This is a genomic window from Pseudoalteromonas sp. QJM3NY_12, from assembly GCF_056173165.1.
In genome coordinates, this window is the sequence record NZ_CM149661.1 from 832,741 (window position 1) to 855,470 (window position 22,730).

Below are 22,730 nucleotides of genomic sequence, written 5' to 3' on the forward strand. Positions count from 1 at the left end.
CCTGAACTCTGGCTAAGAGATTTACTAACATATTGAATCAAAGATGATATTTATGTTTATTTTCTCTAGCCAGAGATTTTCAGTGAAAACAAGGCGAACTTACGCGTCAATAGCTAGCCTATTGCAAGTAAATTCAACGCAGTTAGCGCTAAAAATAGCTGCTTGAGATAGATTTATTACTCAGAGTTCAGGTTAAATATAAATGCTATAAAAAAGACGCTTAATAGCGTCTTTTTTGTTACTGATTAAAAGCAACTCGCCTTTATTAGGTTGCTGATAATTTGTTGCGAAGGCTTTATTTTTTCCATCGCTAAATATTCATCGGGCTGATGCGCTTGGTTAATTGAACCCGGTCCCATGACGATGGTTTCACAACCCAGTTGTTGTATAAATGGTGCCTCAGTACAGTAATTAACAGCCACCGCTTTTTGCCCTGCTATATTTTCGGCTAGTTTAACTAACGCGCTGTCTGTGCTTCCTGTAAATGCTGGAATTGGCTCATGTAAATCAATCACGCTGACCGAATTAGGGTATTGCTGATTTATATCGTAGGTTGCATCAAGCAGCAATGCTTGCAGCTCTTGTACACTTAAGCCAGGAAGAGGGCGCATATCAATGTGCATTTCACAGCAACCGCAAATTCGATTTGCATTATCGCCCCCATGAATATTACCTAAATTGAGCGTTGGGTGAGGAATTTCAAAGTGATTTATTGAATATTTATTCTTAAGTTGTTCTTTTAAGATTAGCAATTTTGTAATCACTTTATGCATCACTTCGATGGCGTTAAGACCCCGTTCGGGATCTGAGCTATGTCCTGAACGGCCGACAACTCTTATTGCTGTACTCATATGACCTTTATGAGTAAATACCGGAGTCATATCAGTAGGTTCACCAATAATACAGCGACTTGGCTTTAAATTTGGGTGCTTACAGATTTGTTGTGCGCCAGCCATAGTGGTTTCTTCGTCTGCGGTGGCTAATATTAAAATTGGTTGTGTTTGTTGCTTTTCATCAAGCTCACTAATAGCCTGCAGTACAAAAGCAAAAAAACCTTTCATATCAATGCTACCTAAGCCATATAGTTTATTATCTTGCTCAGTTAATTTAAATGGGTTGTGATTCCAACGACTATCATCAAATGGCACCGTATCAGTGTGACCTGCCAGCATTAAACCGCCGTCACCTTGACCGCGTTTTGCTAATAAGTTGTAGCGGCCTTTGTTGCCTTTTAATTCTATTATTTCACAGGTAAAACCTAAGCTTTGACACCATTGCGCTAGGAGTTCAATGACACCCTTATTACTCATGCATAAATGATCTTCAATGGCACTGATAGAGGGGGCAGCAATCAATTGCTGGTACATCGAAATAAATGACGGCAGAGACATAAAAAATTCCAAAATAAGTATTCATTTTAATTGCATAACAATATAAAAGTATTTATGATGAATATCAATTCACTTTTTAAGCATAAATATATTAAAGTTACGCCATGAAAATAATACGACGATAGTTATCACTCATAAATTTAATCTGTTTGGCTGGGTTAGACCCTAGTGTAAACAAACAACATGGAATGTGGTCACTAATTTTAGATAAAGAGTAAGTAATGAACGTAGTAATTATAGGTGCCAGCGGTTACAGCGGCGCAGAACTGGCTAGCTTAGTAGCAAAACATCCAACTCTTTCGCTAACTGGTTGTTATGTATCAGCGCAAAGTTTAGATAAACATAAGTTGCTTAGTGAGTTGTATCCTGAGCATTTAGGATTACTTGATTTACCTCTGCAGCCACTAAATGAACATGCACTTGCTGATATCACTCATTCAGCAGATTACGTTTGCCTGTGTACCGATCATAAAGTAAGTGTGGATTTAGCGCCTCAGTTTTTAGCGATGGGTAAAAAGGTATTTGACCTTTCTGGTGGCTATCGTCTTGCAAGCAATGATGATTACCTTACTTATTATGGCTTTGAACACCAACATCCAGAACTACTCAATCAAGCGGCATATGGTCTTGCTGAATGGAATAGTAAAGCCATTACTGATGCTCAGCTAATTGCTGTTGCTGGCTGCTATCCAACGGCTGCATTAAATGCATTAAAACCTCTTCAGCAAGCGTGTTTGTTGAGTGATGAAAAAATTATTATTAATGCGGTTTCTGGCGTAACGGGCGCAGGGCGTAAAGCCAGCCTAGGGACTCATTTTTGTGAGGTATCACTTGCACCCTATGGTTTGTTTAATCACCGTCATGGGCCTGAAATACAACAGCATCTAGGTCATGAGGTGTTATTTACTCCTCATTTAGGTAATTTTCCGCGCGGTATTTTAGAAACTATTTATGTGCAATTAAAGCCGGGTGTGACCAGTGAGCAAGTAGCTAAAGCTTATCAAGTATTGGTTGATGAGCCATTAATTCGTTTGCTTGGCAGCAAAATCCCTTCGATTAAAGGGGTGGCCAAACAACCTTATGTAGATATTGCGTGGCAGCAGCAAGGCTCACAGTTAATAGTAATGGCAGCAATTGACAACTTATTAAAAGGGGCAGCTGGTCAGGCTTTGCAATGTATTAATTTATCAATGGGGCTTCCCCACACTACAGGTCTAATAGGAGCGTTTAGATGAGCAGTAAAACGTGGGTTATTAAACTCGGTGGTGCAGTACTCAATACTGAAAATGCCGCTAAAGCATTATTTGAAATACTCAACGAGCAAGATGATGCTCAGTTTGTGATTGTGCATGGTGGTGGCTCATTAGTTGATAGCTGGTTAAAAGAGGCTGGTTTTGCCAGTGCTAAACACCAAGGTTTACGTATTAGCCCTAAAGAACAGATGCCTTATATTGTTGGAGCCCTTGCGGGTGCGGCAAATAAACAACTCATGGCGCAAGCAATTAGTGTTGGTCATAAGCCGGTGGGGTTAAGTTTATATGAAGCAGGGATCACCGCCTCGCAAAAATTAAAAGCATTGGGTCAAGTAGGTCAATGTCACAACAATGCTGATTCTATTATTGATGATTTACTCAGTGTTGGCCGGTTACCAATCATCAGCTCTATCGGCTTTGATGAACAGGGCTTGTTATACAACGTTAATGCAGATGAAGCAGCCGCCGCAATGGCAAATAATTTAAATGCAGAACTTATTTTTATGACGGACGTAGAGGCGGTACTTGATGCCAATAAGCAGCCTTTACATCAACTTGACACAAAACACATTGATACTTTAATTGCAGAGGGAGTAATTGTGGGCGGGATGGAGGTCAAAGTTAAGACCAGTCTTCACGCTGCCCAACATTTACGACGCGGTGTGTACATTTCCAGCTGGCAAAAGCCAGAAAACTTAACTGCTTTGCTGCAAGGCGAGCATGTCGGAACTAAAGTAACACCATAGGTTGAACATGTTTAAAGATTTTTTAACGGGTCTAGAATTAGACCAACAAGGCGCACTAAATTTATTAAAGTTAGCGCAAGATATTAAAGAAAGCCCGAGTAAATATAGCCAAGTATTAGCTGGTAAGTCAGTGGTTACTTTGTTTGAAAAGCAAAGTTTACGTACTCGCCTTTCATTTGATATTGGTATAAACCGTTTAGGGGGCCATGCGGTTTACCTTGACCAACAAAATGGTGCAATGGGCGCCCGCGAATCAATAAAAGATTTTGCCTTAAATATTTCGACTTGGGCAGACGGGATTGTTGCGCGGGTTAATCAGCACAGTACGTTAACGACACTCGGTGAGTATTCATCCGTTCCTGTGATTAACAGTTTGTGTGATTTATATCACCCATGCCAAGCATTAGCTGATTTTTTAACGCTACAAGAAGTACATGGTGATGTTAGCCAGTTAAAGCTTGCCTACCTAGGTGAGGGCAATAATGTAACGCACTCATTAATGCTATTAGCCGCTACTTTAGGAACAGACTTTGTCGCTGTAACACCAAAAGGCAGCTCACCTGATTCGCAAGTGCTTAAAAAAGCAGAGCAAATAGCAGCGATGAATGGCGCTTCTGTAATGGTAAGTGACAGGGTTGAGGCTGCAGTAGGCGCTAATGTTGTTTACGCCGATACCTGGGTATCTATGGGGGATACAACTCCTCTTGAGCAAGTAAAAGAAAAATACATGCCTTATCAATTAAACCAGGCATTGTTAGAAAAAACCGGTGCAACTACGGTATTACATTGCCAACCGGCACACCGTGAGTTTGAAATTACTTCTGAGGTAATGGATGGCCCTGCATCAAAAATTATACAGCAAGCAGAAAACCGCATGCATGCGCAAAATGCGCTATTAGTTACATTGTTAAATCCAAATTTTGTTAAGGAACACCTATGAGTTCAATTAAAAAAGTCGTTTTAGCCTATTCAGGTGGTCTTGATACATCGGCTATCGTGCCATGGTTAAAAGAGAACTACGGCTGTGAAGTTATTGCCTTTGTTGCCGATGTTGGCCAAGGCGCTGAAGAACTTGAAGGCGTAGAAGCGAAAGCTATAGCGTCTGGTGCATCTGAATGTTATGTGGTTGATTTAAAAGATGAGATGGTAAGCGATTATATTTACCCAACGCTTAAAACGGGTTCTATATACGAAGGAACTTATTTACTTGGTACCTCTATGGCGCGTCCAATTATTGCTAAAGCGCAAGTAGAAATTGCGCGTAAAGTAGGTGCCGATGCACTTTCTCACGGCTGTACAGGCAAAGGTAACGACCAAGTACGTTTTGAGTCATGTTTTGCCGCACTCGCACCTGATTTAAAAGTGATTGCGCCATGGCGTGAGTGGGATTTATCAAGCCGTGAATCATTGCTTGATTACCTAGCTGAACGTGACATTCCATGTTCTGCGTCAGCAACTAAAATTTACAGTCGTGATGCTAACGCATGGCATATTTCTCACGAAGGCGGTGAACTTGAAGACCCTTGGTGTGAACCAAGTGAGCAAGTATGGACCTGGACTAACTCACCAGAGCAAGCACCTGATAAAGCTGAACACGTCACTTTATCGGTTGTTGAAGGTGAAGTAGTTGCTGTAAATGGCGAAGAGCTTAAACCTTATGATTGTTTAGTTAAATTAAACGATATTGCATCACCTCATGGTGTGGGACGTGTCGATATTGTAGAAAACCGTTTAGTTGGCATGAAATCGCGTGGTTGTTATGAAACGCCAGGCGGTACTGTGATCATGGCGGCGCTTCAAGCAATAGACGAGTTAGTACTTGATAAAGCGAGCCGTAAATGGAAAGAAGTACTCGGTGGTGAATTTTCACACTTAGTCTACGACGGTCGTTGGTTTACGCCGCTAAAAGATTCTATTTTAGCCGGTGCAGAAGCGCTGTCTACACTAGCAACGGGCGAAGTGGTACTTAAGCTTTATAAAGGCCAAGTCACTGCGGTTCAGAAAAAATCACCTAACAGTTTATATAGCGAAGATTTTGCTACCTTTGGTGAAGACGATGTTTATGACCAATCGCACGCAGAAGGCTTTATTCGTTTATTCTCGCTATCAAGCAGAATTTCAGCACTAGCTAAAAAGTAACTTTTTATGCCCCTTGGAATTAAGGGGCTATTATCGGGTTTGGAGAGATTTCATGGCATTATGGGGCGGACGTTTTTCTACGGGTCCAGATGAAGCGTTTAAACAGTTTAACGATTCACTTCCCTTTGATTATCAATTAGCAGAGCAAGATATAATTGGCTCTGTTGCATGGGCTGGCGCACTAGAACAAGTGAATGTGTTATCTAGTGATGAGCACAAAAAGCTGGTATCGGCACTTTATGAGTTACTTGAAGAAGTAAAAGCAAATCCACACGCTGTTGCCACTTCAGGTGCAGAGGATATTCACTCGCATGTTGAAGCTGCACTAATTGAAAAAGTAGGTGATTTAGCTAAAAAGTTACACACAGGCCGAAGCCGTAACGACCAAGTTGCTACCGACTTTAGACTCTGGTGCCGCGATACCGCTGATCATATTTTAAAAGCGATTGCGCAACTTAAAGCAGAGTTTATTGGCTTAGCTGAACGTGAGCTTGGCACAATATTACCAGGTTATACCCACTTACAACGTGCACAACCGGTGTTATTTAGCCATTGGTGTATGGCTTATGTAGAAATGCTTGAGCGTGATGAAAGCCGACTAAAAGATGCCCAAGCACGAATGAATTATTGCCCACTCGGCAGTGGTGCACTTGCTGGCACTGCATACCCGATTGACCGCCACGCACTTGCACAAGAGCTAGGATTTACTGGTGCGACTAAAAATAGTTTAGATGGCGTATCTGATCGTGACTTTGTTGTTGAACTATTAAGCTGTGCGTCTATTTCTATGATTCACTTATCGCGGATGTCTGAAGACCTGATTTTTTATAACTCGGGAGAAGCTGGCTTTATTGAACTGGCCGATAGTGTGACCTCGGGTTCATCTTTAATGCCACAGAAAAAAAACCCAGATGCATTAGAGCTAATTCGTGGTAAAACTGGCCGGGTGTTTGGTGCGTTTAGCGCAATGATGATGACCTTAAAAGCACTGCCACTTGCTTACAATAAAGACATGCAAGAAGACAAAGAAGGCATTTTTGATGCCATGCCAACATGGCTTGCGTGTATTCATATGGCACAAGCGTGTATCAAAGGTATAAAAGTGAAAGCAGATAAAACCCTTGCAGCGGCAAAAGGTGGCCACGCGAATGCAACCGAACTTGCTGATTATTTAGTGGCTAAAGGAGTGCCGTTCAGAGAAGGGCATCATATTGTTGGGGTGTTGGTGCAATTAGCTATTAGTGAAGGTAAAACGTTAGAGGAGCTTTCACTAGAGCAGTATAAATCAGTAAATCCAGTGTTTGAAGGTGATGTGTATCCGGTACTTGAAATTGATGCCTGTATTAAGGCACGCCAAGCGCTTGGCGGTACATCATTAGAGCAAGTAAGCAAAGCGGTGAAAGACGCGAAAAAAAAACAGCAAATAACGGTTCGTGATGCCAACTTAGATGACGTAGAAGCAATTGCTAAACTCGTACAGCACTGGGCAACAGTAGGCGAAAATTTACCGCGAGCTAAAAGTGATATGGTGCACTCAATTAATGAGTTTGCCGTAACTGAGATAAACGGTCAGGTATCGGGTTGTGCTTCACTTTATATTTACGACACAGGATTAGCTGAAATACGTTCATTAGGCATTGATCCTAAAAGCGCAGTAACGGGGCAGGGACGAGAACTGGTTGAACACTTATTAGTGAAAGCCAAAAAATTGGCACTCAATCGTGTCATCGTTCTGACTCGTGTACCTGACTTTTTCGAAAATCAGCGGTTTAGTTTCTGTGATAAAGAGAGCCTACCTGAAAAAGTAATGAAAGATTGCGAGCTATGTTTACGCAAAGAAAACTGTGATGAAGTCGCAATGGAATATATGTTAAAGCTAAGTAATAGCATGGAGATCCCATGCAAAAACGTGGCTTGAGCAATCCCTAGGATAAAAAACGCACGGTGACCCCGATGCGTTTTTTTTTGAGTAAAATAAAATAATTTTTAAATTAACATACTATTAATTTAAAGTTGGCATATCGTTTGCTTTTATTGTTCTGAAGCGAGTTGTTGAGTCAATTAACCAACATAGATTAAACGCGACTGCAGTTATTTACTAACTGCTGCAGGTGGTGTGATTTAAATTTGCGCCAATAATAAAATTTAATACTCAAGAGGATTAATCACATGCAAATTTCAGCGAACAGCCAAGTACAAATGCAAGCATACAATAAAACGCAACAATTAAAGCCTGCAATGGAACAAACTGCTAGCCCTAAAACCCTACAATCTGATACAGTTAGTATATCTCAAGAGGCGATGGCTGCTGCTGGCGGTAGTGCTGATCTCCAGCGTGGTAATACGATTCTTTTACCTCGTCCAAAGTGATAGAAAGGTAGTAAATGTTTTTAGCTGAGTTTTTTGGTCTGTTTTCTTTGTCAGCCCTAGTGACATGGGGCTTTTTAATGGCGTTTTTTTTTAACCTCTTTGTCTACAGCTTAGATGTTAAGAGGAGAACGACTTTATTACTCAGCTCATTAGTTATGGTAGTATCCTATTCCGTGACTGATTACTTATTTACATGGATTTCCTATTACAATACTACTTATTTTGATTGGGCAATACATGATTTAATAACCATAATTTGCCTAATTTTCGTTTACAAATTAAGTAAAACTACGACTCCTTCATTATTATATTTACTAATAGGCCTTTCAATTAATTTGATGTTAGCTTTGCTAATGCATTTAGATATTTTTATTAATAAAAATATTGAACCTTGGTTTTTGTGGGATATATACACGTTTGGAGTGACATTTATAGACCTAGTAATGATTGTTGCTCTAATTGTAGACAAAGACTTCTTAGGATTACACAAACTCAAAAATAAAATAGTATCATTATTCCTAAGACCTAAAATTGCAAGGGACTGTAACTAAGTTGTACATCGATTACAGCATGGTTGATTACGTAAGTGCTTTCACTCAATGGGGTTTTTTAATGGCATTTTTATACTCACTTGTTTCGAGTATTAATAAGCCAGACAAGTCGGTAACATACTTAGCCGCTATTATGTTTTCCTCTTACTTTTGTAGTGATTTTTTTCCGATATTAGAAAATGTATACTTAGACTGGATCCTCTTCGATTATATAACCATTTCTATTATTCTCATTTTATTGAATTTCTGTCTAAAAGCTCCCCTCGCTAGCTATTATATTATTTCAGGCTTACTAATAAATAGTCTGCTAACATTTTTCATTTATTATGACTTATTTGTACGTAATAATATTGATGAATGGTGGCTTTGGAGTGTTTACTCTTTAGGAGTAAACTTTATTGATGTATTAATGATTATTTCTTTGGTAATAAATACAAGTATCTTAAAAAAACGACAGGTAAAAAAACAACTTAATTTAGCTATTCGAAATAATGTTTCAAATGAATGACTTCTTGCTCAACCCATATGTATCTCTTTATCTAGGTGCGTTTGTTCAATGGGGCTTTTTAATGGCTTTTTTATACTCATTAGTAACGAGTATAAATACATCAAAAAAAGAGGCTTTATGGCTATCGCTAATCATGTCAATTTCATACTCTTCAAGCTTGTTCATTGATATTCAAAATATTTCTTACACGCAACTATTACTTTTTGATTTAGTGACGATCTTGGCTATTTTAGTGGTAAGTAACTTCATAAATAAAAATACTATAACTTCTTATCTATTATTAGGACTGAGCATAAACTCACTGCTATTTTTTGGTATGCATTTAGATGTGCTAGTCTTTAATAACAGCACACCATGGTGGTTCTGGTCATTTTATTCTTTGGGAATTAATCTGATGGATTTTGTGATGATAGCTATTTTCTTTATTAATAAAGACTTTTTGGGTTTAGTGAGGTTTAAGAACTTTTTACTTCAAGCAAGAGCGAAGCTACCTAGCGCAACATAATGAAACGCTAGGCGTTGAGTTTAATGCTTGGTTTCCCCCAGCCTAGATTGCAGGGCTTTCATTACTATGCTATCAACAAACTCACTCACATCTCCGTTATGGCGCGCAACTTCTTTTACCAAGGTTGATGATATAAAGGTATTACGCTCAGCAGGTGTTAAAAATACACTTTCTAAATCAGGGTTTAAACGGCGGTTCATATTTGCGAGCTGAGATTCATAATCAAAATCAGAAACCGCTCTTATGCCTCTGATCAGTACATTTGCATTATGGTCGCGAGCGAGATCTGCTAGCAGCCCTGAAAAGCCAATCACTTTTACATTATCTAAATGGCTTAAAATTTCATTCGCTAAATCAACGCGTTCTTCTAAAGTAAAACACGGTTTTTTACTTGGGTTATGAGCAATAGCAACAATAACGGTATCAAACATCTTAGCCGCACGCTGAATTAAATCAGTGTGGCCGTTGGTAAGAGGGTCAAATGTGCCTGGGTAGATTGCGGTCACTTTCATAATATTTACTGTGTTATTATTTTTAGCCGTAGTGTAGCAGTGTTTAGTGTGCAAAGCAGCCTTGTAAGTAAATTGTGAAGAACTTCATGCCTTGATTGTTTTAACGCTGACTATTTGTTTATACTAGGGCCTGTTGACCTTTCAGGATTAAAATTTGTTCTAACTAGGGACGATTTAATCGTGGCGCGAGGTTTGTAACCTAGTGGGCTAAGTAAAAGCCGAGCAACAAAGAGTTAATCGTCCCTAGGACGAACCTTCAGGCAGCGCGTGTTTGGTATTTATGCTGCGTTATCGCCTATTTATGGGGAATAACCACACTACATAGGCTCTGCCTTGCCAAAATACCAAACACACTGCTGCAAATTCAACCTCGAAAGATAAACAGGCCCTAGTGGATTGTTTTAATGCAGCATCGTATTTTCGAAAATTGAGTAATGAGTATATGAATACCAAGGATAAAATAATTCAAACCAGTATTTCATTGTTTAATGAACATGGTGAAAGGGCAATATCAACTAATCATATTGCATCGAGTTTAGGCATGAGTCCGGGTAATCTGTACTACCACTTTAAAAATAAAGAAGACATTATTCGCCACATATTTGCACTTTATCGTGACCATTTAAGTACTCACTTTAAGCCAGTCAATAAAGGTGATGATGCTTTTGAACATCTCGGCCCTTACTTAGATTCGCTGTTTGAATTAATGTGGCGCTACCACTTTTTTTACGACAACCTCGGCGATATTCTCGCTCGCGATAGCCATTTAAAACAGGGTTACATTGATTTTCAGCAGGAGCTACTTGAGCAAGTGCGCAACATTATTTTGGCCTTGCGGGATAGTGAAATTATTGCCATTGATGAACAAGATGCAATCGAGCTTGCTCATACGCTAAAATTAACGGTTAGCTTTTGGACACCCTATATGAAAGCAAGAAGACTAAGTGGTGTGCTGGTTGAGCAAGATATATACCCTGGCATTGTAAAAGTACTGACTTTATTTAAGGCTTACAGTACAGAAAAAAGCGCAAATAAAATTAATCAGTTAAGAGACAAGTACACTCTTTTAGCAAATTCAGCTCCCCAGAATCCTTAAGCCTGTTGAGTTGGTTAGTTCCTAGGCGTTAAATTTTTTGCTATAATCCGCCGCGCCCAATACCTGGGTGCGCGAATTCCCGCAGTCTAAGAGTTAAACTATGCTTAAATTTATCGTCAAACTTCACCCTGAAATAGCCATTAAAAGCCGTTCAGTCCGTAAACGCTTTACCAAAGTGTTAGAAAATAACATTAAAATTGTATTGCGTCGTGTTGACGAAAAAGTACAAGTACGTAATAACTGGGATAATATTTCAGTTGTTACAAAACTAGATGATGCTCAAACTCGCCTTGATTTTATTGATAGCTTGCAGCGCATTCCTGGCATCGTACAGTTTATTGAAGTGACCGAAACAGACTTTAAAACCCTTGATGACATCTATCAAAAAACCATTGCGTTAGTTGGCCACACTATTATTGGTAAAACCTTTTGTGTACGTGCTAAGCGCATAGGTCAACATGATTTTACTTCAACTGAATTAGAGCGCTACGTTGGTGGCGGGCTTAATCAACATGTTGAAGGAGCCCGAGTAAAGCTAAGCCGCCCTGAGGTAACGATTCGTTTAGAAATTAAAGACGAAAAAGCCTACATAGTGACGCAAACCCATTTAGGAATGGCGGGCTTTCCACTGCCAACACAAGACGATGTATTATCGCTTATGTCTGGTGGATTTGATTCTGGCGTTGCCAGTTATCAGATGATCCGTAAAGGCGCTCGTACACACTTTTTATTCTTTAACTTAGGTGGCGCTGCCCATGAAATTGGGGTTAAGCAAGCGAGCTACTACCTATGGAAGCAATACAGCTCTACGCATAAAGTTAAGTTTATTACCGTTGATTTTGAACCGGTTGTTGCTGAAATTTTAGAAAACGTTGAGAACAGCCAAATGGGTGTTGTGCTTAAACGTATGATGATGCGAGCGGGTAGTGCTGTTGCTGAAAAACTAAATATTCAAGCTTTGGTAACGGGTGAAAGTATAGGTCAGGTGTCTAGCCAAACCTTAGCTAATTTAAGCGTGATTGACCGTGTAACCGAAACGCTGATTTTACGCCCACTTATCCAACATGATAAGCAAGAGATCATTAATATAGCGCGCCAAATAGGCACTGCAGAAATGGCAGAAACGATGCCTGAATACTGTGGTGTTATCTCTAAAAAGCCGACGGTTAAAGCTAAAATTGAAGTCATTAAAGCAGAAGAAGAGAAGTTTGATTTTGACGTATTAGATACCGTTATTGATAACGCCCGTGTTATGGATGTGCGCGATATCGATGTTGAAGCTAAGCAAGAGCTTAAAGAAGCTGAGTCAGTTACAGAGTTACCAGAGGGAGCGGTTGTTGTTGATATTCGCTCACCTGAGGAAGAAGATGCCGCTCCGCTTGAAATTGATGGTATTGAAGTTATTCATTTACCGTTTTTTCGTTTAGCTACTAAGTTTGGTGATTTACCTAAAGGTAAAGACTATTACTTATATTGCCAAAAAGGAGTAATGAGCCAGTTACAAGCGCTTATTCTTCACGAAGAAGGCTTTACCACTGTAAAAGTCTATCGTCGTTAATGGCTAAATATTTTAAAAGCGCGGATTTATTCCGCGCTTTTTTTTGCCAAAATTTTAGCAAGTAAAGCATCGTTATACGGAGTCGTAATATTATGTTGCTTGCCTTGTTCACTAATATAACCACAAATTGCCATGATCTCAGTTTGCCTATTATGCAAAACGTCTTGATGCATAGATGAGTAATTCTCTGCGGTTAAACTCATCACCTTATAGGCGCGCTCGAGGGCATCAATAAGCTTAATATTAAGTTTAAGCGCGGTCGCAATATGGCACGCTTCAGTTAATAAATTAATAATTGAGCTATTGAACTGTGGCGCACGCAACTGGCCGTTTTTTATATTGTACAGAGCGGTTAATGGATTTATAGCAATATTAACCAGTAGCTTTTCAAACCGCAGTTGCTCAATATTATTACTGACAATTAATTGCGGAATAGTGTGTAATTGCGCACTAAGCTGTTGAATATTTTGCATAGCTAGTTGATTACAGCCCCCTAATACACTTTGCCCGTTTCCCGTATGCTGCACAATATTAGGGTTTGATTTGAACCCAGCCATGCTGGTGGTTAAAAAGTACAACGACTGCTGCTTTGTTAACTGTGCATTTAATTGTTCAACATTACCCATGCCATTATGACTCAGTACAATATGGGTATTATTACCAAGATAAGGCTTTACTTGGGCATAGGCTTGTTGCACTGCAAACGCTTTAACAGTGAATAAAACAATTTCAAATTCAGGAGCTTGAGCTAATTGCTGTTGTGAGATGAAAGTGGCGTTAATTTTTTCAGACGCAGCGTTACTGTGGCTGTAAAAGCGAGTATTTACTGTGCCTTTTTTGGTAAGAACATAAACTGTGTGATATTTAGCTAAGAAATGACTAAATAACAAGCCTATAGCACCATCACCAACAACGAGTATGTTAGCCATAATGCTTCTTTTTACGCAGTGTTAATAGGGCTTTAGCTAAAAAGTAGCTCGCCGCACCAATAAAGTCGGCAACAAAATCGGCCAGTGATGCTTGTCTGTAAGGGAGGCTATCTTGCATAATTTCTATTGCGGCACCATAGCCGGCTAACAACAATATTTGTGCATATAACGGCAGTTTAAAGGCTTTATCCATTATAATGGCAAGTAAAAAGAAAATACCAAAATGCGCCACTTTATCTACATGCGGAAATAAGTTTGCAGCCCCTTTTACCTCTTTAGCAAATAAGAAGGTAAATGCGACAATACTAATTAAAAAAATAGCTTGGTAAACACGCCTCGTCACAAAAAATCCTAAAATCGTATAAAAAAGAAGCCTCAGTATATCAAACTAAATTAGTATCGCACCTGAACAAGATGCAGAAAAATGTAAAGATTTATCATTTTAACGTTATAATTGCCGCATAAAATTAAGATTAGCTAGTTAGGAGAACATCATGCCTTCATTTGATATTGTATCTGAAGTAGAAATGAACGAAGCACAAAACGCGGTTGATAACGCCAATCGTGAATTAGAAACACGATTTGATTTTAGAGGGGTCGATGCCTCAATTGAATTAAACGATAAAACAATTAAATTAAAAGCTGAAGCAGATGCTCAGGTTATGCAGTTGTTTGATATTTTAGCTGGAAAAGTTTCAAAGCGTGGAATGGATGTTGCGAGCCTAGAACTTCAAGAGATTTCTCGCGCAGGCAAAAATGTTTTTCGTAACGTTGCACTAAAGCAGGGTATCGAAAAAGATATGGCTAAAAAAGTTGTAAAAGCCATTAAAGATTCTAAAGTAAAAGTGCAAGCGGCTATTCAAGGCGAAGAAGTACGCGTAACGGGTAAAAAGCGTGATGACTTACAAGCTGCTATGCAAGTTGTACGCACTGCCGATTTAGGTCAGCCATTTCAGTTTAAAAACTTCCGCGATTAATTTATTGTTTCGAGCTAGGCACTATAGGCGCTTAGTTCAAAGCAACATGTATTTAGCCAAACACGCTATATTGTTTGGCTTTTTTATTTTTGAATCTATGATAATTACCGAACCCCGAACCCCGAACCCCGAACCCCGAACCCCGAACCCCGAACCCCGAACCCCGAACCCCGAACCCCGAACCCCGAACCCCGAACCCCGAACCCCGAACCCCGAACCCCGAACCCCAAAAATCAAATTGTAGATGTTTAGACGTCCGTTGACATTTTTAAGTAAACAGATAACAATAGCAGCCTATTTTCAAGGTGCTTGCTAAACACTTCAAAGGTGTGATTTTTTTAGTAGGATAATCGGGAAGTTGGTGCGTTTTCATTGATGAAGTCAATCCCAACACTGCCCCCGCAACGGTAAAGTTATGCTGTATTTTATTATGGTAACTGAGTCCGGAGACCGGCCTTGATGTAATCTTACTTACTAACATCTTTGCGGTGGGCAGAGATAGGGAACATCATGATGAATAAAACTGCATTGGGTGTGGCTATTTCGGCTGCGCTGTCTTTTTCTGCATCTGCAGAACAAACCATTGAAAGAATAACCGTTACTGCAAATAAATTTGAACAACCTATAAATGATGTATTAGCAAGTGTGGCAGTTATCGACCGCGCTGATATTGAAAAAGCGAATTACCGAGACTTACCTGCAATATTAAATACCATAGCTGGGGTTGATATTGTCCGTAACGGCGGTTTAGGTCAAAAGGCAGATATATTTGTTCGCGGCGCCAGTGCTAAATATACCTTAGTACTGGTTGATGGTGTGAGAGTGAGCGATGCAAGCTCAGGTAGTGTATCGCTGACGAATATTCCAGTTAATAGTATCGAGCGTGTTGAAGTTATTAAAGGTGCCAGAGCGGCTATTTATGGCTCAGACGCGGTAGCCGGAGTGATTAATATTATTACCCGTAAAGCCTCAAATAACTCGCTTTCGGCTACTTTAGGCAGCCATAGCTACAGTAATTATCAGCTTGCTGGCGGGCTTGCAAAAGAGGCGCTTAGCTTTAATTATAATCTAGGCTATGAAGAGACAGATGGTTTTGATGTTACTGGCAAAGACCCTGTGGCTGAATACACCAAAGATCACGATGATGATGGCTACAAAAATAAAAACATTGGCTTTAATTTAGCGTATGAACTGGCTGAACTAGGTGAGTTGAGCTTACAGTCTCAGTACAGTGAAGGTGAAGCGCAGTATGATAACGCATGGGGTAACGATGCCTACGATTTTGAAAACTATACCGCTAAGCTAGGCTGGAAAAAAGCCTCAGAAATATATACCCAAAGTACTTCATTGAGTGTATCGCAAGAAGAAAATACTCAAACTGGCACCGATGTTCAGCAAGTGTATAGCACAGAGCGTGTTGAGTTTGAATACCGAGGGCTTTATAGCCTAACGCAAGAGCTTGATTTATCAGGTGGTTTTAATTACTTGTCTGAGGATTTATCAAACTCGTCAGCAACGTCATCAGAAGAAAAACGCGATAACAACGCATTGTTTATAGGCGCGTTTTATAGTCATGAACAATGGTTAGCAAATGCGGTTATCAGAACCGATGATTATGACTTCCACGGCCGTGCAAATACTTACAGTACTGGGCTTGGATATAAAGCGAATCAGTATGTAACGGTACGTTTAAATCATGGCACCGCATTTAGGGCGCCGTCTTTAATTAATGCGTTTGTAACTAACAGCCCATACTACCTACCAAATAATAATATTAAGCCTGAGGAAGCCTTAAACAATGAGTTTGGTGTTACCCTAGAAACTCAATGGGGACGTTATGATATTGCTATTTTCGATAACCGTATCAATAATTTAATTAGTAATAATTATGATGCAGACTCAGGTAAATATATTGCAACTAACATAGATAAAGTATTTATGCAGGGGATAGAATTATCGGCTGAGTTTTCAGCGTTAGGCTTTGAACACTCTGTTAATGTTAGTTTTTTAGATGCTACAGATGAAAAGACGAATACAGATTTACCACGCAGGCCTTCAGAGTCGTTTAATTATCAACTCGCCAAATCATGGGGCGATTTTGATGCCAGTTTGGATATGCAGTATCGCTCATCGCGTCCATCAATTGCGTATTATGACTCGGAGCTCGCAGGCTATACAGTATTTAATTTAGCCGCTAATTACCAGTTGCTCGATAATTTGTCGTTAGCTGCTCGAATAGAAAATATCACCGATAAGGAGTATTTTACTGCAACAACAGGGTTTGCTGCCAGTGGTGAGCTATTAGGTTATAACAGCGCAGGAAGAACTTTCTTTGTGGGAGCAAATTATCAGTTTTAATTATCACTTTTAGTTGCCGAAAAACAAATAGCCCAGCAAATTGCTGGGCTAATTGCTGGGCTAACTGGTTAGAATTTTAAAGTCTTTTTACTCAGTTAAAAACTCGCTAAATTCGGTTTCAAACTTGTGCAATTTAGGTGCAATTAAAATACTACAGTAGCCTTGTTCTGGGTTTTCATTGTAGTAGTCTTGGTGAAAACTTTCAGCAGGGTAAAAAGTGGTTGCTGGGCTTACCTCGGTTACTATAGGTTCGCTAACATGAGTTTGCAGCTCTGCAATAACGGCCTGTGTTTGCAATTGTTGTTGCTGATCATGGTAATACACAACGCTGCGGTATTGAGTACCTATATCGTTACCTTGGCGATTTAACTGGGTGGCATCATGCAAGGTAAAAAACATTGCGAGTAAGGTTTCAAAGCTTATCACACTAGAATCAAATTCAACCTTAATCACTTCGGCATGCCCGCTATTGCCTGTGCAAATAGCTTTGTAGGTTGGGTTATCAGTATGTCCACCCGTGTAACCAGAACAAACACTGAGTACACCTTTAACACGCCTAAATGCCGCATCAATACACCAAAAACAGCCGCCGCCGAGTGTTGCTACCTGTGTGGTCGAACTCATAAGTACTTCCTCAATTATATGGTTATATGCACCAAAATAGCGCCGTAACAGCTAATTACGACGCTCAGAGTGACTTAGATCTCTTTAAGTGGTTTTTCAGCTGCTTGTTTATCTAGCTTTTGCTGTAAAAACTCTGGTGATTGTGTATTTCGCGCTAGTGCGTAATAGGCAGCTGGCACCACAAACAGAGTCAGTATGGTGGCAACCGTTACGCCGGTAAATACCACCACACCAATTACCATTCTACTTTCCGAGCCAGGCCCTGAGGCGAGTACCAAAGGTACTGCACTCATAACTGTGGTTAGGGAGGTCATTATAATAGGACGTAAACGCTGGGTAGCGGCTTGTAAAATAGCTTCACTAAATTCCAACCCTTTATCACGTAACTGATTGGTAAATTCAACAATCAGAATACCGTTTTTAGCGCTTAACCCGATAAGCATCACAATACCAATTTGGCTGTATATATTAAGTGTTAAGCCCATACTCCACAGGCCAAACATAGCGCCCATTAGCCCAAGTGGAACGGTGAGCATAATAACAAGCGGATGCATAAAGCTTTCAAACTGAGCAGCGAGCACTAAAAAGGTCACGGTCAATGCCAGCACAAACACATAGGTCATGGCTGAGGCACCTTCATAAAACAATTGTGACTCACCTTTGTAATCAATGGCGCCATCAATGTCATTTTCTTCTGCGGCAACATTGTTTAAAAAGTTTAGTGCTTGTTCTAGCGTATAGCCATCAGCTAAGTTGGCACTTAGAGTAATTGCACGCATACGGTTATAGCGATTTAAACGCGAGGCGGTGGCTTCTTCTTTCAAGCTTATAAGGCTGTCGAGTGGCACCAATTCATTGCTGCGAGATTTAAGGTAAATATTTGAAATATCAGTAGGGTTTGCAAAGTCTTCTTTAGTTCCCTTTAAAATTACATCGTACTCTTCACCGCGGTCAATAAAAGTGGTTACACGGCGTTGGCCAAGCATGGTTTCAAGTGTACGACCCACATCTGAGACTGATACGCCTAAATCAGCGGCTTTATTTTTATCAATACTGACTAAAAACTGTGGGAAGGTTTCTTTATAATCATGATCAAGGCGCACTAACCCAGGGTTTTTCTCTGCACGTTTAATAATTCTATCGCGCCAATCAGCTAGCTGAGCATAATCATTACCTTGTAAAACAAACTCTATCGGTCGCGATGAACCACCACCGCCAATACCACGGCGCATAATTGCAAAAGCACGTACATCGGTGACCTCTTGCATTTTACCGCTTATTTCATCCATGACTTCCCAGGTTGAGCGTTTGCGTTTATCCCAATCCGCCATACCAACAATGGCTACACCACCACTGCCACCCCAACCTGGAACTCGCACTAAAACTCGGCTTAGTTCGCCAGATTCAGAGTAAGGCATTAAGCGTTCTTCTATCTTTGCCATATTAGCGGCATTATTCTCATAGCTAGCCCCTTCAGGGCCATTCATAAGTACAAAAAAGGTACCACGGTCTTCTTTAGGGGTAAGTTCAGACGGTATTTGTAAAAATAATGAATAACTAACAAACCCAGCTAAAACTAAGCTCAGCATTAAGCCCCATTTGCGGGTCATGTTTGACGCTAAAGCGTTACGGTATCCATTTTCTAATTTAGTAAAAAAGCGATCCATTGCTTGACTAAATTTACTTTCTTTTTCAGAGGCCTTTAAAACCTTTGAACACAATGCCGGAGAGAGTGTTAATGCAGTAATACTGGAGAAGAACACGGCGGCACTTACTGCCATTGCAAATTCTGTAAATAGTGCGCCTATTCGTCCTTCCATAAACACCAATGGTACAAACACAGAGATCAGCACTAGGGTGGTGGCTATAATTGCAAAGCCTACCTCACGGGCGCCGCGATAAGCTGCCAATAAAGGCGGCTCCCCAAGTTCTATGCGGCGGTGAATATTCTCTAGCATTACAATGGCATCATCTACCACTAAACCTATTGCTAATACTAGTGCTAGTAGAGTTAATAAGTTAATTGAATAACCCATTGCTAATAAAAACATAAAACTACCGACTAAGGCGACCGGTACGGTGACCGCAGGAATAAGTGTGGCGCGAATATTACCTAAAAATATAAAGATAATAAGCACTACTAAGCCCATAGAAATTGCTAAAGTTTTATAAACCTCATTAATTGATTCTTTGATAAATACTGAAGAGTCGTAACTGTCTTCGATAGTGGTGCCTTCTGGTAGGTTACGCTTAATCTTTTCCAGTTCACTGCGGGCATTATCAACTACTGTAAGAGTATTTGCTTTGGCTTGTTTAACAATACCCATACCAATCATATTACGGCCATTTCCGCGAAATAAGCTTTCATCATCGGCGGCTTCTAATTTTACGTCAGCCACTTCGCCTAGACGTACTAAATAACCATCTTCGCCTCGCTTAATGACAAGGTTTTGAAAATCACGTTGGTTTTTATAGCTGCGTGCAGTGCGCACAGTAAAATCACGGTCTACCGATTCAATTTCACCCGCCGGAAGCTCTACATTTTCACTGCGTAGTGTTTGCTCTATATCACTAGAGGTAATGCCACGAGCTGCCATCGCTTGGCGGTTAAGCCATACTTTCATGGCATACTTTCGCTCTCCCCCAATACGCACATTTGATACACCATCAACAACGGCTAAACGGTCAACAATAAAACGCTGTGCATAATCAGAAAGTTGCAATGAATCCATGGTTTCACTGTTAAGTACAAACCACGCGATAGGGCTTTCGTCACTATTTGATTTTGATACTTCAGGAGGGCGTACTTGCTCTGGTAGGCTGTCTAATGCCCGTGCAACACGTTCTCGTACATCGTTAGAGGCATCGTCTATATCGCGGTTAATATTAAACTCAATGGTAATGTTTGAGCGGCCATTACGACTCGATGAGTTAATACTTTTAATACCCTCAATCCCCGAAATACGGTTCTCGATAACTTGGGTTATTTTTGTTTCAATAATTTCAGCAGATGCACCGGTATATTCAGTACTAATATTTACAATCGGTGTTTCAATATCTGGATACTCACGCAAAGGCAGCATACTAAAAGCAACTAAGCCAAAAGTGAGTAACAGTAAGTTAATAACAATCGCAAAAACGGGGCGTTTGACGCTAGTATCGGTAATTTTCACGTGTTACCCCTTAACGCTTACTTTGCTACCAGAGCGGATTTTGATTATTCCCTCGGTAACAATCTGCTGGCCGTTCTTTAACCCCTTGTCTATTGCAACCCAGCCATTGTTTCTACTTGCAACATGTACCTCTATGCGATTAGCTATGCCATCTTCAATTTGAAAAACATAATGTTTATCTTGCAGAGGAATAATTGCTTTTTCAGGCACCATTAGCGCTTGATTGCTGCTTAGCTCTAGTGCAGTTTTAAGTAGCATACCAGGGCGAAGTAAACCCGATTTATTAGCAAAACTGGCTGTTACTTCTACACTGCGAGTGATTGAATCAATACGTGAGCTTATATGGGTTACTTTACCGGTGAATGTTTGATCAGGGTAAGCATCGTTTTGAGTGCGAACAGTCATTCCGTTTTTCAGTTGAGCTAAATACTTTTCAGGCACTTTAAAATCAACTTTTATGATACTGATATCATCTAAGGTTGTAATTATCGTGCTGTTACTAATATAAGCGCCTACCGATATTTCGCGTTTACCCAGTAACCCAGAAAAAGGCGCGGTAATAGCCATTTCATTGAGTTTAGTTTTGGCACTTTCAAGTTGAGCTTCGCTGGCATCAACACGGGCTAGCTGTTCTTCAAGTAACGACTTGGCAGTCGCTTGTGAGCGAGAAAGTTCGGTAAGCCTAGCTAATTGGCGTTTTTCTTCTTGTAAATTAATGCTAAGTTCTTTTACTGCAAATTGTTCTTGTTGGTTTTGCAGTTGCACTAATTTTTGTCCTTTGCTGACCAAGTCGCCGTCTTCAAAGTAAATGCTGGTGACATAATCGTTTTGTGCGCTTTTAATGTAAATAGCCTGATTAGCACGGGCACTGCCAATGGCTTCAATCATAATGGCATTTTCTTGCGACTCGACAGTGTGCGCAGAGACTTGTGTTGTCATTGCCGAGTAATCAGCTTGCTCGCCCTGTGATGCGGGCAAATATATATAAACGCTAAAAATTATTAGTACCGAAATAATAAATGGAAATAGGGCTTTGCCGGATTGTTTAGAGTGCATTGTTTTCATACCTGAAAATAGATTATAAGTATTGTACGAAATCAGGACAAAAAAAGGCGGTTATGTATCTCATTAATTTGTGCGTTAGGCGTAAAAATAACTGATACTTAGTCATTGCGCATATTTAACAGTAATAATAGGAGTTAATTGATGAACTTCAAAACATCATGCAAACGCTGTTTAACACTGAGAAAGTTAGTATTGTGGGCTATTATTATGTTTATATTTTATATGGCGTTTTTTCAGTATGGCTAATATAAAAAAACACACACTTAAATACCGAGCGCAAGGCGCTAAAAATGGGATTGAAATACTGGTCGTAGGTAGCATTGGTTTAATCTTCATCATGCTATTTAATTTATTGCGTCCAGGTGAAATCAGTATTATTGAAATTTTTTTAGTAAGCTTATGTATTGCAGCAATTTTAATTGGATTTTTTAAAACACAAGAACCTTTTTATAGTATTATTTTAACTGAGCAGCAATTAACATATCAGCATAAGTACGGGCAATGGGATTTACACCAAGAAAATCTCCACCATTGCGGTATTCCTAAAGTTGATAACGGTATCGATCATCTTGAGCTTAACGCGATTGGTATTAAGTTAAATGATATAGATACATTTTTAGCTGCTTTAGCACCAAGAATTGCGGGTAAATTACTAATAGAACAGCGGCACTTATTTATGCAAGTTGTTCAAAAAAATTGCAAAAATGGGCATTGCCCATCAGAATGGTTAGTTGAAGATAATAAATTTAGGTCAAAAAAAGGAATTGACTATAATGGGCTTATAGCGATGTTTGCTAATAGGGCTAAGCATCTTCAGCTTTTAACAGGGTATGACTTACTGTTACCTGCCAGTGTAATAGAAAGTGATATTTGGGAATTTTGCGCAAATTTAAATAAATGGAAGCGTGATCCCTCTCAGTTTATCAAGTCGCGGTGTGAATAATAATATAAGCACTCACTGCGGGATTAGGAATA

Annotated in this window: 20 protein-coding genes and 1 riboswitch; of the genes, 13 read left to right on the forward strand and 7 right to left on the reverse strand. The window is 39.8% G+C overall.

The window, feature by feature from the left end:
* Positions 1–245: 245 nt before the first annotated feature.
* Positions 246–1,391: an acetylornithine deacetylase gene (argE, locus tag AC0VZ5_RS03900; protein ID WP_475474376.1), complete on the reverse strand. Its 1,146-nt coding sequence runs from the start codon at positions 1,389–1,391 to the stop codon at positions 246–248.
* A 221-nt stretch (positions 1,392–1,612) separates the two neighbouring features.
* Between argE and argC the strand changes: the two genes are divergently transcribed.
* The 8 genes from argC to AC0VZ5_RS03940 all read left to right on the forward strand — a co-directional run bounded on the left by argC (position 1,613) and on the right by AC0VZ5_RS03940 (position 9,463).
* Positions 1,613–2,626: an N-acetyl-gamma-glutamyl-phosphate reductase gene (gene argC, locus AC0VZ5_RS03905; protein ID WP_475474377.1), complete on the forward strand. Its 1,014-nt coding sequence runs from the start codon at positions 1,613–1,615 to the stop codon at positions 2,624–2,626.
* Complete coding sequence (argB, locus tag AC0VZ5_RS03910; protein WP_178955321.1) at positions 2,623–3,390, forward strand: acetylglutamate kinase; 768 nt, start codon at positions 2,623–2,625, stop codon at positions 3,388–3,390. Before argC ends, argB begins: the two co-directional genes overlap by 4 nt.
* A gap of 7 nt (positions 3,391–3,397) precedes the next feature.
* A complete protein-coding gene (locus tag AC0VZ5_RS03915; protein ID WP_010391031.1) occupies positions 3,398–4,330 on the forward strand; it encodes an ornithine carbamoyltransferase in 933 nt (310 codons plus the stop codon).
* A complete protein-coding gene (locus AC0VZ5_RS03920; RefSeq protein WP_076920188.1) occupies positions 4,327–5,529 on the forward strand; it encodes an argininosuccinate synthase in 1,203 nt (400 codons plus the stop codon). Before AC0VZ5_RS03915 ends, AC0VZ5_RS03920 begins: the two co-directional genes overlap by 4 nt.
* 52 nt (positions 5,530–5,581) lie before the next feature.
* A complete protein-coding gene (gene argH, locus AC0VZ5_RS03925; protein WP_475474378.1) occupies positions 5,582–7,447 on the forward strand; it encodes an argininosuccinate lyase in 1,866 nt (621 codons plus the stop codon).
* A gap of 251 nt (positions 7,448–7,698) precedes the next feature.
* A complete protein-coding gene (locus tag AC0VZ5_RS03930) occupies positions 7,699–7,899 on the forward strand; it encodes a hypothetical protein (protein WP_076920190.1) in 201 nt (66 codons plus the stop codon).
* 14 nt (positions 7,900–7,913) lie between these two features.
* Positions 7,914–8,450 (forward strand): hypothetical protein, encoded by a 537-nt coding sequence (locus AC0VZ5_RS03935; protein ID WP_138605067.1) that lies wholly within the window; start codon positions 7,914–7,916, stop codon positions 8,448–8,450.
* Positions 8,451–8,950: 500 nt separating this feature from the next.
* Positions 8,951–9,463: a hypothetical protein gene (locus tag AC0VZ5_RS03940; RefSeq protein WP_138605065.1), complete on the forward strand. Its 513-nt coding sequence runs from the start codon at positions 8,951–8,953 to the stop codon at positions 9,461–9,463.
* 20 nt (positions 9,464–9,483) lie between these two features.
* Here the strand turns inward: AC0VZ5_RS03940 and coaD are convergent, their stop codons facing one another.
* A complete protein-coding gene (gene coaD / locus AC0VZ5_RS03945) occupies positions 9,484–9,975 on the reverse strand; it encodes a pantetheine-phosphate adenylyltransferase (RefSeq protein ID WP_475474379.1) in 492 nt (163 codons plus the stop codon).
* Positions 9,976–10,417: 442 nt separating this feature from the next.
* Between coaD and AC0VZ5_RS03950 the strand changes: the two genes are divergently transcribed.
* Entirely contained in the window at positions 10,418–11,071 is a 654-nt protein-coding gene (locus AC0VZ5_RS03950) for a TetR/AcrR family transcriptional regulator (protein ID WP_138605681.1), read from the forward strand.
* A 100-nt stretch (positions 11,072–11,171) separates the two neighbouring features.
* Positions 11,172–12,629, forward strand: coding sequence for a tRNA uracil 4-sulfurtransferase ThiI (thiI, locus tag AC0VZ5_RS03955; protein WP_075170684.1), 1,458 nt, complete (start codon positions 11,172–11,174; stop codon positions 12,627–12,629).
* 26 nt (positions 12,630–12,655) lie between these two features.
* On the opposite strand, the gene AC0VZ5_RS03960 is transcribed toward thiI, so the two are convergent.
* Together AC0VZ5_RS03960 and AC0VZ5_RS03965 are read right to left on the reverse strand one after the other, a co-directional pair.
* Positions 12,656–13,558 (reverse strand): ketopantoate reductase family protein, encoded by a 903-nt coding sequence (locus AC0VZ5_RS03960; protein ID WP_475474380.1) that lies wholly within the window; start codon positions 13,556–13,558, stop codon positions 12,656–12,658.
* Positions 13,551–13,901, reverse strand: coding sequence for a VanZ family protein (locus AC0VZ5_RS03965; protein WP_008466003.1), 351 nt, complete (start codon positions 13,899–13,901; stop codon positions 13,551–13,553). Before AC0VZ5_RS03965 ends, AC0VZ5_RS03960 begins: the two co-directional genes overlap by 8 nt.
* A 151-nt stretch (positions 13,902–14,052) precedes the next feature.
* On the opposite strand from AC0VZ5_RS03965, the gene AC0VZ5_RS03970 reads away from it, so the two are divergent.
* Together AC0VZ5_RS03970 and AC0VZ5_RS03975 are read left to right on the forward strand one after the other, a co-directional pair.
* Entirely contained in the window at positions 14,053–14,535 is a 483-nt protein-coding gene (locus AC0VZ5_RS03970) for a YajQ family cyclic di-GMP-binding protein (RefSeq protein WP_008113183.1), read from the forward strand.
* A 307-nt stretch (positions 14,536–14,842) separates the two neighbouring features.
* A riboswitch (cobalamin riboswitch) is annotated at positions 14,843–15,008 on the forward strand.
* A gap of 37 nt (positions 15,009–15,045) precedes the next feature.
* Positions 15,046–16,893: a TonB-dependent receptor domain-containing protein gene (locus AC0VZ5_RS03975; RefSeq protein WP_475474381.1), complete on the forward strand. Its 1,848-nt coding sequence runs from the start codon at positions 15,046–15,048 to the stop codon at positions 16,891–16,893.
* An 87-nt stretch (positions 16,894–16,980) separates the two neighbouring features.
* Here AC0VZ5_RS03975 and msrA read toward each other — a convergent pair whose 3' ends face one another.
* The 3 genes from msrA to AC0VZ5_RS03990 all read right to left on the reverse strand — a co-directional run bounded on the left by msrA (position 16,981) and on the right by AC0VZ5_RS03990 (position 21,746).
* Positions 16,981–17,517, reverse strand: a complete 537-nt coding sequence (msrA, locus tag AC0VZ5_RS03980) for a peptide-methionine (S)-S-oxide reductase MsrA (protein ID WP_138605671.1) — start codon at positions 17,515–17,517, stop codon at positions 16,981–16,983.
* Positions 17,518–17,591: 74 nt separating this feature from the next.
* Complete coding sequence (locus tag AC0VZ5_RS03985; RefSeq protein WP_138605669.1) at positions 17,592–20,690, reverse strand: efflux RND transporter permease subunit; 3,099 nt, start codon at positions 20,688–20,690, stop codon at positions 17,592–17,594.
* Between the two features lie 3 nt (positions 20,691–20,693).
* On the reverse strand, positions 20,694–21,746 hold the full coding sequence (locus tag AC0VZ5_RS03990; protein WP_475474382.1) for an efflux RND transporter periplasmic adaptor subunit: 1,053 nt from the start codon (positions 21,744–21,746) through the stop codon (positions 20,694–20,696).
* Between the two features lie 247 nt (positions 21,747–21,993).
* On the opposite strand from AC0VZ5_RS03990, the gene AC0VZ5_RS03995 reads away from it, so the two are divergent.
* On the forward strand, positions 21,994–22,698 hold the full coding sequence (locus tag AC0VZ5_RS03995; protein ID WP_475474383.1) for a DUF2982 domain-containing protein: 705 nt from the start codon (positions 21,994–21,996) through the stop codon (positions 22,696–22,698).
* Positions 22,699–22,730: the final 32 nt, after the last annotated feature.

Bases quoted from the DNA above. Each gene is read 5' to 3' on its own strand.
- argE (WP_475474376.1), bottom strand. From the start codon at position 1,391: ATGTCTCTGCCGTCATTTATTTCGATGTACCAGCAATTGATTGCTGCC.
- argC (WP_475474377.1), top strand. From the start codon at position 1,613: ATGAACGTAGTAATTATAGGTGCCAGCGGTTACAGCGGCGCAGAACTG.
- argB (WP_178955321.1), top strand. From the start codon at position 2,623: ATGAGCAGTAAAACGTGGGTTATTAAACTCGGTGGTGCAGTACTCAAT.
- AC0VZ5_RS03915 (WP_010391031.1), top strand. From the start codon at position 3,398: ATGTTTAAAGATTTTTTAACGGGTCTAGAATTAGACCAACAAGGCGCA.
- AC0VZ5_RS03920 (WP_076920188.1), top strand. From the start codon at position 4,327: ATGAGTTCAATTAAAAAAGTCGTTTTAGCCTATTCAGGTGGTCTTGAT.
- argH (WP_475474378.1), top strand. From the start codon at position 5,582: ATGGCATTATGGGGCGGACGTTTTTCTACGGGTCCAGATGAAGCGTTT.
- AC0VZ5_RS03930 (WP_076920190.1), top strand. From the start codon at position 7,699: ATGCAAATTTCAGCGAACAGCCAAGTACAAATGCAAGCATACAATAAA.
- AC0VZ5_RS03935 (WP_138605067.1), top strand. From the start codon at position 7,914: ATGTTTTTAGCTGAGTTTTTTGGTCTGTTTTCTTTGTCAGCCCTAGTG.
- AC0VZ5_RS03940 (WP_138605065.1), top strand. From the start codon at position 8,951: ATGAATGACTTCTTGCTCAACCCATATGTATCTCTTTATCTAGGTGCG.
- coaD (WP_475474379.1), bottom strand. From the start codon at position 9,975: ATGAAAGTGACCGCAATCTACCCAGGCACATTTGACCCTCTTACCAAC.
- AC0VZ5_RS03950 (WP_138605681.1), top strand. From the start codon at position 10,418: ATGAATACCAAGGATAAAATAATTCAAACCAGTATTTCATTGTTTAAT.
- thiI (WP_075170684.1), top strand. From the start codon at position 11,172: ATGCTTAAATTTATCGTCAAACTTCACCCTGAAATAGCCATTAAAAGC.
- AC0VZ5_RS03960 (WP_475474380.1), bottom strand. From the start codon at position 13,558: ATGGCTAACATACTCGTTGTTGGTGATGGTGCTATAGGCTTGTTATTT.
- AC0VZ5_RS03970 (WP_008113183.1), top strand. From the start codon at position 14,053: ATGCCTTCATTTGATATTGTATCTGAAGTAGAAATGAACGAAGCACAA.
- AC0VZ5_RS03975 (WP_475474381.1), top strand. From the start codon at position 15,046: ATGATGAATAAAACTGCATTGGGTGTGGCTATTTCGGCTGCGCTGTCT.
- msrA (WP_138605671.1), bottom strand. From the start codon at position 17,517: ATGAGTTCGACCACACAGGTAGCAACACTCGGCGGCGGCTGTTTTTGG.
- AC0VZ5_RS03990 (WP_475474382.1), bottom strand. From the start codon at position 21,746: ATGCACTCTAAACAATCCGGCAAAGCCCTATTTCCATTTATTATTTCG.
- AC0VZ5_RS03995 (WP_475474383.1), top strand. From the start codon at position 21,994: ATGGCTAATATAAAAAAACACACACTTAAATACCGAGCGCAAGGCGCT.